Source organism: Paracoccus sp. BR5-17 (assembly GCF_055693925.1).
Genome location: NZ_JBVFUV010000003.1, coordinates 2,467,044 through 2,479,474 on the forward strand (window position 1 = coordinate 2,467,044; position 12,431 = coordinate 2,479,474).

Genomic DNA, 12,431 nt, shown 5'->3' on the forward strand with positions numbered 1-12,431 from the left:
CCGGCGATCAGTGCGTCCAGGGGCCGCGGCGGTCGGTGGCGAAGTTCTCGCCATAGCCGCGGGGGCGGATGTTGGGCGCGCGGCTGTGGGGGGGCTGGACGACATATTCCCAGCCACGCTCGCGGGCGTAATCCTCGGCCTGCTTCTGGGTGTCGAAATGCAGGCGGACCTGGCTCTGGGTGTCGTCGCTGCTGATCCAGCCCATCAGCGGGTCGATATGGCGTCCCTTGGGCGGAAACTCCAGCACCCACTTCTTGCTCCGCGGGTTGCCGGACTGCATGGCATTGCGGGCGGGTTTATAGATGCGAACGCGCATTCGGGCAGCCTTTCGATCGGATGTCGGGCGACTTATCGCCAATCGGGCGGCGCGGATCAAGGGCCGGAACGGCGCGGGCCGGCCCGGCGTTGGGCCTGACCATCGGAACACAGGAGGATCCCATGCCCTTTCGGACCGCAGCCGCCCTTGGCCTGATCCTGGCCCTGCCCGCCGCCGCCCAGGACAGCGCGGCGCCCGCAGCCCCCGCCGAAGGCGCGACGCCCATGATCGCGCAGATCCAGACCGCCGACGGCGAAAGCCTGGGAACGGCCACGGCGGTGTCCACCCCGTCCGGCCTGATGCTGGTCACGCTTGAACTGCAGGGCCTTCCCGCCGGGATCCACGGGGCGCATGTCCACGAGACCGGCGAATGCACGGCGCCGGACTTCGAGATCGGCAGGCGGCCATCTTGCCGGCGGCAAGGAACACGGCGTGATGACCGAAAACGGGCCGCACGCGGGCGATCTGCCCAACATCCACGTCCCCGACGGCGGCACCCTGACGGTCGAATATTTCGCGGCCGGGCTGACGCCCGAACTGATGATGGACGACGACGGGGCGGCCATCGTCATCCACGAACAGCCCGACGACTATGTGGGCCAGCCCTCGGGCCATGCCGGCGGGCGGATCGGCTGCGGCACCTTCGCGCAGGCCGAATGACCCGACCCTGCGGCGCGGCGCCGGAACGGGTGCCGCGCCCTACCCGTCATTCGTCCAGACAGCCCGAGGTGATGGTATGCCAGCCGCCCGCATGACGCTTCCGATGATCGCCGCCCTGACGCTTGCTGCCTGTTCGGCGGGCTACAGCCTGACGGTCGCGGCCACGACCTGCGACCTGGGGCAGCATCAGCGCCTGGTCGGCATGAACATCGGCGAGGTCAGACTGCCACCGCAGCTCGAACGTCGCGAGATCAGCCCGGGCCAGGTGGTCACGCAGGACTATCAGCCCGACCGACTGAACATCTTTCTGGATCCCAAGGGCTGGATCACCCGGGTCAGCTGCGGCTGACCCCCGACCTTGCCTGCTCGACCGCGGCAACCGCCCGGGCGATGGCCTCTGCGATCGACAGATCGCTGGTGTCCAGCACCACCGCATCCTCGGCCGGCCGCAGCGGCGCGGTGGCCCGTTCGCTGTCGCGGCGGTCGCGTTCCTGCAGTTCCGCAAGCATCCGTTGCGGGTCGGCCCCCAGTTCGGCAGCCCGCCGCCCGGCGCGCACCCGGTCCGAGGCCGTGACATACAGCTTGACGGCGGCGCCGGGGCAGATGACCGTCCCGATGTCGCGCCCGTCCAGCACGGCGCCCGGTTCCTGGGCCGCGAAGCGCTGCTGGAAATCGACCAGGGCCGCGCGCACGGCCGGAATGGCGGCGATCCGGCTGGCAGCCTGTCCCGCCTCGGCGCTGCGCAGGTCGGGGCCCGCCAGGTCGGCGCTTTCCAGCGCCTGCGCCGCCGCCACGGGATCGCCGCCCTTCGCGGCGACCGCCCGGTACAGAAGCCCCGTGTCCAGGTGGTGAAAGCCGAAATGCGCCGCAAGCGCCCGGGCGATGGTGCCCTTGCCCGATGCGGCGGGTCCGTCGATGGCGATGATGAATGGCATGGTCACGCTGAACTGGTTTCGCGCCCTCCATCGCACGGCGGCGCGTCCCAGGTCCACAGGCTTGCGCAAAAGAAAACGCCGGCCCCCGCGGACCGGCGTTCCCAGAAGCACGGGCGAGAGGGGATCAGACGCTGCGCAGGGTCTTGGCGACCTCGGCGGCGAAATCCTCTTCCTTCTTCTCGATGCCCTCGCCCACCGCGACGCGGGCGAAGCCGGTGATCTCGACGCCCGCTTCCGCGGCCGCCTGAGCCACCGTAAGGTCGGGGTTGATCACGAAGGGCTGGCCCAGCAGCGTGTTTTCGCTGACGAACCTCTTCATCCGGCCGGGGATGATGTTGTTCTGGATCACGGCCTCGGGCTTCGGCTTGGCCGCGGCGGCGTTTTCCTCCAGCGCCTTGGCGGTCTGGACCTCAAGCTCGCGCGCCAGCAGCGCCGGATCGAGCGTCGCTTCCGACAGCGAGACGGGGTTCGTGGCGGCGATGTGCATCGCGAACTGCTTGCCGATCGCCTGGGCCTTGTCCTTGTCGCCCTTCAGCGCGACCAGCACGCCGATCTTGCCCATGCCGTCGGCGGCGGCGTTGTGGACATAGGACACCACCGTGTCGCCTTCCAGAACGTGCATCCGGCGCAGGGTCATGTTCTCGCCGATGCGGGCGATGGCGTCGGTCAGCACTTCCGAGACGGGCTTGCCGTTCAGATGCGTCGCCTTGAGAACCTCGATGTCGTCGGCGGTGGTCAGGGCGATGTCGGTGATGTCGCGGACCAGTTGCTGGAAATCCGCGTTCTTCGCGACGAAATCGGTTTCCGAGTTGATCTCGACGGCGACGCCGCGGCCATCGGTGACCTGCACGCCGATCAGGCCTTCGGCGGCCACGCGATCGGCCTTCTTGGCGGCCTTGGCCAGACCCTTGGTGCGCAGCCAGTCAACGGCGGCTTCCATGTCGCCGCCCGTTTCGGTCAGCGCCTTCTTGGCGTCCATCATCCCTGCGCCGGTCGTCTCGCGCAGTTCCTTCACCATCGCGGCGGTGATAGCCATGATCCGTCTCCTTTGATCAACGCGTCAGGCGGGGCATTCCCCCGCCTGACGACAGTTCCGTAAATGCGCGGTCCGGCGACGATCAGGCGTCGGCGGTCGCCTGTTGCTCGGGGGCGGGCTCGTCCAGCAGCTCCTCGGGGGCGTCCGACAGCGCGCCCACGTCAACCCCGGCGGCGCCCATCTGCGCCGACATGCCGTCAAGCGCGGCGCGGCTGGCCAGATCGCAATAAAGCGCGATGGCGCGCGCGGCGTCGTCGTTGCCGGGGATGATGTAGTCCACCCCGTCGGGCGAGCAGTTGGTATCGACCACGGCGACGACCGGGATGCCCAGCTTCTTCGCCTCGGCGATGGCCAGGTTTTCCTTGTTCACGTCGATGACGAACAGCAGGTCCGGCAGGCCGCCCATGTGGCGGATGCCGCCCAGCGAGGCCTGCAGTTTCGCCTGCTCGCGTTCCAGCTGCAGACGCTCTTTCTTGGTCATGCCCTCGGCGCCGCCGGCCATCGTCTCGTCGATGGCCTTCAGGCGGTTGATCGACTGGCTGACGGTCTTCCAGTTGGTCAGCGTGCCGCCCAGCCAGCGGTGGTTCATGTAGAACTGGGCCGAGCGCTCGGCCGCGTCGGCGACGGGTTTCTGCGCCTGGCGCTTGGTGCCCACGAACAGCACCCGGCCGCCCTTGGCGACGGTGTCGCGGATCACCTGCAGCGCCGCGTCCAGCATCGGCATCGTCTGGGTCAGGTCCAGGATGTGGATACCGTTGCGGTCGCCATAGATGAACTCGGCCATGCGCGGGTTCCAGCGCTGCGTCTGGTGGCCGTAGTGGACGCCAGCTTCCAAGAGCTGACGCAGGTTGAATTCGGGAAGCGCCATTCCATGTCCTTTCCGGTTTGCGCCTTGGCAGGGGATTCAGGGACTGCGCCCCAACCGGTGGACCCTTGCGGATTTCTCCCGCAAAGGGCCCGCCCCTGCCTGTGAAGTGTGCGCGCAGATAGACCCTTGGCGCGCGATTTGCAAGGGGTCTCGGCAGGGGCCGGTCACGCGACATGACCAACCTGTCAATTGCCCCGCCGGCCCCGGTCGGGCAAGATCGGATCATCAGGGGATGCATCATGACCGACAGCCGGTTCCGCTTCGGGCGGCATTACGATTTCTACGAGGTTCTGGCGGACGGCATCGTTCACGGCGTGGGCGTCGTGCTGGCGCTTGTGGGCGTCACGGCGCTGATCTTCCACGCTGCCGTCTCGGCCGGCACGGCCGAGGTCCTGGCCGCGACGATCTACGGCACCGGGCTGGTCGCGGCGCTTGCCGTGTCCTTCCTTTACAACATGCTGCCCCATTCCCCGCTGAAATGGCGCCTGAGGCGGGCGGATCATTCGGCGATCTTCGTGCTGATCGCGGCCACCTACACGCCGTTCCTGCACAAGGCCGCCTCCGATCCGGTGGTCTTCGGGCTGCTGGTGGCGATCTGGACGATGGCGGCGCTGGGCGTGGCGCTGAAATGCCTGCTGCCCGGCCGCTTCGACCGGCTGGCGATCCTGCTCTATATCCTCATGGGCTGGAGCGGGCTCATTGCCTTCCGGCCCATCGCCGACCACCTGCCGCCGCTGTCGATGCTGCTGATCGTGATCGGCGGCATCGTCTATACGGCGGGGGTGATCTTCCACGTCTGGGAACGGCTGCGGTTCCAGAACGCGATCTGGCACGGTTTCGTCGTCACCGCCGCTGCGATCCATTACGCGGCGGTCCTGTCGGCGATCTAGGGCCGGAACCGCCCCACCCCGAGGCCGGCCCGGTCAGGCGCCGGCCTCCTGCGTCTCGGGCATCAGGACGATGGTCGCCAGCGGCGGCAGCGTCAGGCTGACCGAGGCCGGGCGGCCGTGCCAGGGCTGTTCGTCCGCCCGCAGCCTTTCGCCGTTGCCGACGCCGGATCCGCCGTATTCCGTGGCATCGCTGTTCAGCACCTCGCGCCAGGGGCCGGGCAGCGGCAGGCCGATGCGGTAATCATACCGCACCTCGGGCGTCAGGTTGCAGACCACCACCACCGGGGGCGCCCCGTCGTCGGACTTGCGCAGATAGACCAGGACGCTTTGCGCAACGTCGCTGGCGTCGATCCAGTCGAAGCCCTCGGGCTCGCAGTCCAGCCGGTGCAGGGCGGGCTGGTCGCGATAGAGGTGGTTCAGATCGCGCACCAGCCGCTGCATCCCGGCGTGCAGCGGATCGTCCAGCAGGTGCCAGTCCAGCGACTGGTCGTGGTTCCATTCCCGGTCCTGCGCGAACTCGCCGCCCATGAACAGCAGCTTCTTGCCCGGATGGGTCCACATGAACGAGAAATAGGCCCGCAGGTTCGCGAACTTCTGCCAGCGGTCGCCCGCCATCTGCCGGATCAGCGAGCCCTTGCCGTGAACCACCTCGTCATGGCTCAGCGGCAGGACGAAATCCTCGGACCAGGCATAGACCAGCCCGAAGGTCAGGTTGTTCTGGTGGTGGCGGCGATGGATGGGATCGCGCCGGAAATAGCCCAGCGTGTCGTGCATCCAGCCCATGTTCCACTTGAAGCTGAAACCCAGGCCGCCGTCGCGGACCGGGCGGCTGACCTTGGGGAAGGCGGTCGATTCCTCGGCGATGGTGATGGCGCCGGGATAATCGGCGCAGACGCGTTCGTTCACGCCGCGCAGGAAGTCGATCGCCTCGAGGTTCTCGTTCCCGCCGAACTGGTTGGGGATCCACTGGCCGGGCTGGCGCGAATAGTCCAGATACAGCATCGAGGCCACCGCATCCACCCGCAGCGCGTCGATGTGGAACCTGTCCAGCCAATAGAGCGCGCTGGCCTGGAGGAAGTTCGCGACCTCCTGCCGGCCGAAGTTGTAGATCAGCGTGTTCCAGTCCTGATGGAAGCCCTGCCGCGGATCCGCGTGTTCATACAACGCGGTGCCGTCGAACCGGCCCAGGCCGTGCGCGTCCGTGGGGAAATGGGCGGGTACCCAGTCGATGATGACGCCGATGCCCGCCGCGTGCATCCGGTCCACCAGCCGCGCGAAGGCCTCGGGCGATCCATAGCGGCTGGTCGGGGCGAACAGGCCGATCGGCTGGTATCCCCAGGATCCCGTAAAGGGATGTTCGGAAACCGGCAGGAACTCGACATGGGTGAAGCCCATCTCGGTCACGTAGGGCACCAGCAGTTCGGCGATGGTGTCGTAATCCAGGATCTCGCCCGCGCCGCCGCGCCGCCAGGATCCCAGATGCACCTCGTAGATCGAGATCGGGGCCTTGCGATCCTGCCGCGCCGACCGGTCCGACATCCAGTCGCCGTCCTGCCAGGCATGATCCGGCAGCCCGCTGATGATCGAGGCGGTGCCAGGGGCCTGTTCGTGCAGGAAGCCCACCGGATCGGCCTTCAGCGGCAGCGGTTCGCCATGGGCGCTGATGATCTCGTATTTGTAGAGGTCGCCGACCCCCAGGCCGGGGATGAACAGTTCCCAGATGCCGGGGCCAAGCCGCCGGCGCATGGGGTGGCGGCGGCCGTCCCAGGCGTTGAAGTCGCCCACCACGCTGACCCGCCGGGCGTTGGGCGCCCAGACCGCGAAGCCCACGCCAGCGACGCCGTCGCGGGTCATCGGATGCGCGCCCATCTTCTCGTACAGGCGGCGGTGGCGGCCTTCGGCCAGCAGGTATTCGTCCATCTCGCCCAGAACCAGTCCGAAGCGATAGGGATCCTCGGCCAGCCAAGTCCGGTCGCCGGCCTTCATTTCCAGCTGGTAACGGTCGCCCTCGACCGGGCCGGCAAAGAAGCCCTCGGGGTGGACGCGTTCCAAGGGAAACCGCCGGTCGCCCGCCAGGGCCGTGACCTCGGCGGCTTGCGGGGCAAAGACCCGCACCTCGCCGTCATGGGGGCCGAGGATGGCGAAGGGGTTGGAATGGCTGCCCCGAAGGATCGCCTCGATGTCGCTTGCCAAGGCTGTTGTCATTGTTCGCGCTGTCCCAGCAGTTCAAGAATGCCCGTCAGGGGAATACCGATCCAGTTGGGCCGGTTGCTCAGTTCATAGCCCGCCTCGTAGACGGCCTTGTGCAGCAGGAAGAAGTCCAGAAGCGTCTGCCATGCGGCCGCGTCGGCGGGCAGCGTCACCACGCCTTCGGAATGGCGGCGATAGGCGTCCAGGAAGTCGCGCATGGCCGACCGGCGCCAATGCTCGACCCGGTCCAGACCCCGCTCGGCCCCGCCGAAGCCGCCCCGCTGGCGCAGGGCCACCGTCATTGCCGCGTAGTCGAGCGACCGCAGCATCCCGGCCACGTCCCGCAGGGGCGAGGACTTCTGCCGCCGTTCAGCCAGGCTGCGGGCGGGCTCGCCCTCGAAGTCGATGATCGACACGTCGTTCTGCGCCAGCAGCACCTGCCCCAGATGGAAGTCTCCGTGGATCCGCGACAGCTTGCTGTCGGGCGCGATGTCGGCCACCGCCCGCAGCCGCGACAGCAGGTCGTCGCGCTGCTGCAGAAGCGACTGCGCCAGGGGCGCGGCGTCGTCGGGCAGTTGCGCCTGTTCCAGCCGGTCCAGCAGGGCGCGCGCCTCGGCTTCCGCGTCGCCCACCCATTGCCCCAGCCGGTCGGCGGTCAGATCCTCGGTCGCGAAGTCGGGGTTGTCCGTGTGGGTGGCCAAGGCCTTGTGCAGTTCGGCCGTCCGCTGCCCCAGAAGCGCCCCCAGGCTGAGCGGGAATTCGTAGCCCGCCGGCTCGGGCCGCCCCTCGCCCGCCGACATCCAGCTTTCGTGTTCGTGCAGATCCAGCGTCAGGGCGTCGATGATGCCGGTCCAGGCGTCGCCTCGGTTGGGCACGAAGGCAAAGGCCGCCGCCAGCGTGGTCGAGCCGTGCAGCACCCGGCCCAGATAGCGCGGCGTGTGCCTGTAGCCGGCGTTCTCGGTCAGGAACTTCGCCACCTCGACATCGGGCTGCTCGCCCTCGCGCAGGCGGCGATACAGCTTCAGGATGATCTTGTCACTGAAGGCGATCGACAGGTTCGACTGTTCGGCGCCAAGCTGGCGGGGATCGCCCGGATCCTGGATCGCCCGCAGCGCCTCGCTGCCCTCGAAGCGCAGGGCGCCGTCGGTGCGCCCCTCGCGAAGCCCGTCCAGCAGCAGTTGCGGCAGGCGTTCGTCATAGGCGCCGTCGATCAGCGCGCCCACCCGGGCGGTGTGGCGAATCTTGGCCAGGGTATAGGACAGCTTGGGCGCGCCGGGGCGCAGGTTCTCGTCCCCCAGCGGGCCGAGATCGGCAGAAGATAGCTCTGCTCCTCGTCGCCCACGGTCACGTCCAGGGCGACCAGCTCGTGTTCGCCCCGGTCGAGGCTGCCCAGCGCGGTCAGCCTGACGCCGCCGATGGCCTTGTCCTTGCCCGAGAACCAGCGCTGCAGGGGCAGCCATTGAGGCAGCACGTCCTTGCGGAACTGTGTGCCCTCGCGCCCGCCGATCGCCGTGGCCACCCGCCCGTCGCGGGCGGTCAGCGTCATGAACTCGGGCAGGATGTCGGGCATCGCCTCGTGCCAGGACGGGGTTTCCTCCTCGGCGCTCAGCGCGAACCAGTAGAAGCCGTAGGCCGGCAGCGTCAGCATGTAGGGCAGATCGCCGATGGGCGGGAAGGCCGAACGGCCGGTCAGCTCGATCGGCACGGTGCCGCGATGGCGCGACAGATCCAGTTCCACCGCCTGCGCGCTGTCGGCCAGGTTTGCCACGCACAGATAGGCGCGGCCCTCATACTCTCGAAGATAGGCCAGGATCTTGCGGTTGCGCGGATAGAGCAGGATCATCTCGCCGCGCCCGAAGGCCGGGTGCTGGCGGCGCACGGTGATCATCCGGCGCATCCAGTTCAGCAGGGACGACGGATCGTCGGCCTGCGCCTCGACGTTGACGACCTGATGGCCATAGACCGCGTCGATGATCGCCGGCAGGTAAAGCTGCTGCGGCTTGGCGCGCGAGAAGCCGGCGTTGCGGTCGCCCGACCATTGCATCGGCGTCCTGACCCCGTCGCGGTCGCCCAGATAGTAGTTGTCGCCCATGCCGATCTCGTCGCCGTAATAGATGATCGGCGTGCCGGGCATCGACAGCAGCATGGAATTCATCAGCTGGATCTTGCGCCGGTCGTTCTGCATCAGCGGCGCCAGCCGGCGGCGGATCCCCAGGTTGATGCGCGCCCGCGTGTCGGCGGCATAGGTCTGCCACAGATAGTCGCGTTCTTCCGAGGTGACCATTTCCAGCGTCAGCTCGTCGTGGTTGCGCAGGAAGATGCCCCACTGGCAGTTCTCGGGGATCTCGGGGGTCTGGCGGATGATGTCGGTGATCGGATGGCGGTCCGCCTGCGCCAGCGCCATGTACATGCGCGGCATCAGCGGGAAGTGGAAGCCCATGTGGCATTCGTCGCCGTCGCCGAAATAGGGGCGCGTGTCCTCGGGCCACTGGTTGGCCTCGGCCAGCAGCATCCGGTCGGGGAAATGCGCGTCCAGGTCGGCGCGGATCTTCTTGAGGACCTCGTGGGTCTCGGGCAGGTTCTCGTTGTTGGTGCCGTCGCGTTCGACCAGATAGGGAATGGCGTCCAGCCGCAGGCCGTCCACGCCCATGTCCAGCCACATGCGCATGACCTTCAGCACTTCCTCGAGCACCTTGGGGTTGTCGAAGTTCAGGTCCGGCTGGTGCGAATAGAAGCGGTGCCAGTAATAGGCCCCCGCCACCGGATCCCAGGTCCAGTTCGACTTTTCCGTGTCCAGGAAGATGATCCGCGTTTCGGGCCACTTCTGGTCGTTGTCCGACCACACATACCAGTCGCGCGCGGCCGATCCGGGCTTGGCGCGGCGCGCCCGCTGGAACCAGGGGTGCTGGTCCGAAGTGTGGTTGATGACCAGTTCGGTGATGACCCGGATGCCGCGCCGATGCGCCTCCTTCACGAAGGCCTTGAAGTCCTTCATCGTCCCGTAGGACGGGTTGATCGAGCGGTAGTCCGAGATGTCATAGCCGTCGTCGCGCAGGGGCGAGGGATAGAACGGCAGCAGCCAGATCGCCGTGACGCCGAGTTCCTGCACATAGTCCAGCCGCTGCATCAGGCCGGCGAAATCACCGATCCCGTCGCCGTTGCTGTCCATGAAGGCCTTGATGTGCAACTGATAGATGATCGCGTCCTTGTACCAGTCCGCCTGACTGCGGTCGATCCCGTCGGTGCGGACGGCAAAATTCGCATCGGAAGCAGGGGTGGCGATATTCATCAGCGAGGAACTCCGGGGCGAAAAGCTGCCAGATGGCATAGGGTCGGGTATGGGGCTCAAGCTCCAGCCAGTGGTTCTTGCCGTGCCAGGTGAAGCTGTTGCCGTGGATCAGGTCGCGGACCTCGACCGAGGCCTCGTCGGGCAGGCCGAACTCCCACAGGGGGACCTCGAACTCGAAGGTCTGGGTGTTGTGGGGATCCAGGTTGACGTGGATCAGCACGAAGTCGTTGCCGGTCTGCTTGCCATAGCACAGCACCTGGTCGTTCCAGGCGTTGTAGAACTTGACGTTGGTGAAGTGCTGCAGGGCGGGGTGGGTCTGGCGCAGCCGGTTCATCAGCCGGATGTCGTCCTGGATGTTGCCGGGCTGGTTCATGTCCCAGACGCGGATCTCGTATTTCTCGGAGTTGAGGTATTCCTCCTTGCCCGGCACCGGCGTGGCCTCGCAGATCTCGAAGCCGTTATAGACGCCGTAGTTGCCGCCCAGCGTCGCGGCCAGCACCAGCCGGGTGCGGAAGCCCGGGCGGCCGCTGGTCTGCAGGAAGCGCGGGTTGATGTCGGGCGTGTTCACGAAGAAGTTCGGCCGCATGTATTCCCGGCACTGTTCCTGCGTCAGCTCGGTCAGGTATTCGGTGATCTCCTGCTTCTCGTTGCGCCAGGTGAAGTAGGAATAGGACTGCGAATAGCCCACCTTCGCCAGCCGCTTCATCACCTTGGGCCGGGTGAAGGCCTCGGCCAGGAAGATCACGCCGGGATCCTTGGCGCGCACCTCCTCGATCAGCCATTCCCAGAAGGGGAAGGGCTTGGTGTGGGGGTTGTCCACGCGGAAGATCCGCACGCCCTGATCCACCCAGAACAGCACCACGTCGCGCAGCGCATACCACAGGTCGGGCAGCGCCCCGCGATAGAAATGGACGTTGACGATGTCCTCGTATTTCTTGGGCGGGTTCTCGGCGAACTTGATCGAGCCGTCGGGGCGCCAGTCGAACCATTCGGGATGCTCGCGGATCCAGGGATGGTCGGGCGAACACTGGATGGCGAAGTCCAGGGCGATCTCCAGCCCGTGGTCCTTCGCGGCCGCGATCAGGCGGCGGAAATCCTCGAAGCTGCCCAGTTCGGGATGGATGGCGTCGTGGCCGCCGGCCTCGCTGCCGATGGCATAGGGGCTGCCGGGCTCGCCTTCCTGGGCGGTCAGGCTGTTGTTGCGGCCCTTGCGGTTGGTCTTGCCGATCGGGTGGATCGGCGGGAAATACAGCACGTCGAAGCCAAGGTCGCGCACATAGGGCAGCCGCGCGATCACGTCGTCGAAGGTGCCGTGGCGGTTCACGTCGCCCGATTGCGACCGCGGCATCAGCTCGTACCAGGCGCTGAAGGCCGCGGCCTTGCGGTCCACGAAGACGGTCAGGGTCTTGTATTCGGTCAGGTTGGTGCGCGGGCCCGCCTGCTGCATCAGCGCCAGCACCGCAGGATCGCCCATCCGAGCAAAGCGCGACGCGTCCGAGGCCGCGTCGTCGCCCACGGCTTCGGCATAGGCGGCATCCGCCGCCAGCAGCCCCACCAGCGTCGCCCGCGCCTCGCCGGGGATGCCGCCTTCCTCCAGCGCCGCCTGCACCAGCCTGCGCCCCTCCTCAAGCTCCAGGGCGATGCGCTGGCCGGCCGCCAGCTTCTTGGTCACCTCCTTGTGCCAGGTGGTGAACAGGTCGCGCCAGGCCAGGATGGTGCAGTGATAGCGGTCGTTTTCCGGGAAGGTGACGGTCCCGGCCCAGCGGTCGTTCTCGACGAAAGCCATGCGGGCCTCTTGCGCAGGGGCGTCGTCGCCCACGCGGCGCCAGCGGATCGCCGCCGCCAGCGAATCGTGGCCGTCCGAGAAGATGTCGGCCTCGATCACCGTCTCCTGCCCCGCCACGGCCTTGGCCGCGAAGCGTCCGCCGTCGATCTCGATCGAGACGCCCTCGATCGCGATGCGCTGCGCGGCAAGCGCGCGCAGGCGGGATTCGCTGTCGCCGTGGCCGGAACGGGGCGACCCGCCCGCAGCCTCGGCGGCCTGCCCTGCGATCTGCCCGGGATTGTCCGAACGGTTGTTGCCCAGCATGATTCCTTCTCCGGCAGTTCCTTGTCAGGACAACAGGCTTGGCGGGCGAAGGTTCCTGCCCCTTGCCCCCTGCCGGTTGCCCTGGCGGATGATTATCCTGCCCGGCGGGGGGTTGTCTAACCGGCTGGGTGCGTGGTTTGTTCTTCTTTCGCGACAGT

Annotated in this window: 8 protein-coding genes and 2 pseudogenes; 3 read left to right on the top strand and 7 right to left on the bottom strand. The window is 67.5% G+C overall.

What is annotated here, in order from left to right:
* Positions 1-7: 7 nt before the first annotated feature.
* Entirely contained in the window at positions 8-316 is a 309-nt protein-coding gene (locus tag ACZ1HC_RS13765; protein ID WP_472700462.1) for an ETC complex I subunit, read from the bottom strand.
* Positions 317-751: 435 nt separating this feature from the next.
* On the opposite strand from ACZ1HC_RS13765, the gene ACZ1HC_RS13770 reads away from it, so the two are divergent.
* Together ACZ1HC_RS13770 and ACZ1HC_RS13775 are read left to right on the top strand one after the other, a co-directional pair.
* On the top strand, positions 752-976 hold the full coding sequence (locus ACZ1HC_RS13770) for a superoxide dismutase family protein (protein WP_472700463.1): 225 nt from the start codon (positions 752-754) through the stop codon (positions 974-976).
* A gap of 91 nt (positions 977-1,067) precedes the next feature.
* On the top strand, positions 1,068-1,325 hold the full coding sequence (locus ACZ1HC_RS13775) for an I78 family peptidase inhibitor (RefSeq protein ID WP_472700464.1): 258 nt from the start codon (positions 1,068-1,070) through the stop codon (positions 1,323-1,325).
* Here the strand turns inward: ACZ1HC_RS13775 and ACZ1HC_RS13780 are convergent.
* The 3 genes from ACZ1HC_RS13780 to rpsB all read right to left on the bottom strand — a co-directional run bounded on the left by ACZ1HC_RS13780 (position 1,312) and on the right by rpsB (position 3,815).
* Entirely contained in the window at positions 1,312-1,911 is a 600-nt protein-coding gene (locus tag ACZ1HC_RS13780) for a (d)CMP kinase (RefSeq protein ID WP_472700853.1), read from the bottom strand. The genes ACZ1HC_RS13775 and ACZ1HC_RS13780 overlap by 14 nt on opposite strands.
* Before the next feature lie 124 nt (positions 1,912-2,035).
* Positions 2,036-2,947: a translation elongation factor Ts gene (tsf, locus tag ACZ1HC_RS13785; RefSeq protein WP_472700465.1), complete on the bottom strand. Its 912-nt coding sequence runs from the start codon at positions 2,945-2,947 to the stop codon at positions 2,036-2,038.
* Between the two features lie 82 nt (positions 2,948-3,029).
* Positions 3,030-3,815 carry a 30S ribosomal protein S2 gene (rpsB, locus tag ACZ1HC_RS13790; RefSeq protein ID WP_472700466.1) on the bottom strand — a complete coding sequence of 262 codons (786 nt, stop codon included), beginning with the start codon at positions 3,813-3,815 and terminating at the stop codon, positions 3,030-3,032.
* A gap of 239 nt (positions 3,816-4,054) precedes the next feature.
* On the opposite strand from rpsB, the gene trhA reads away from it, so the two are divergent.
* Positions 4,055-4,705: a PAQR family membrane homeostasis protein TrhA gene (gene trhA / locus ACZ1HC_RS13795; RefSeq protein ID WP_472700467.1), complete on the top strand. Its 651-nt coding sequence runs from the start codon at positions 4,055-4,057 to the stop codon at positions 4,703-4,705.
* Positions 4,706-4,738: 33 nt separating this feature from the next.
* Here trhA and glgB read toward each other — a convergent pair whose 3' ends face one another.
* From glgB to ACZ1HC_RS13810, 3 genes and pseudogenes are all read right to left on the bottom strand, one after another.
* Positions 4,739-6,910: a 1,4-alpha-glucan branching protein GlgB gene (glgB, locus tag ACZ1HC_RS13800; protein WP_472700468.1), complete on the bottom strand. Its 2,172-nt coding sequence runs from the start codon at positions 6,908-6,910 to the stop codon at positions 4,739-4,741.
* Positions 6,907-10,184 (bottom strand): annotated as a pseudogene (gene treS, locus ACZ1HC_RS13805) (maltose alpha-D-glucosyltransferase). The gene glgB and the pseudogene treS overlap by 4 nt, the downstream one beginning before the upstream one ends.
* 13 nt (positions 10,185-10,197) lie before the next feature.
* Positions 10,198-12,273 (bottom strand): annotated as a pseudogene (locus tag ACZ1HC_RS13810) (alpha-1,4-glucan--maltose-1-phosphate maltosyltransferase); the annotation flags it as partial.
* Positions 12,274-12,431 lie beyond the last annotated feature (158 nt).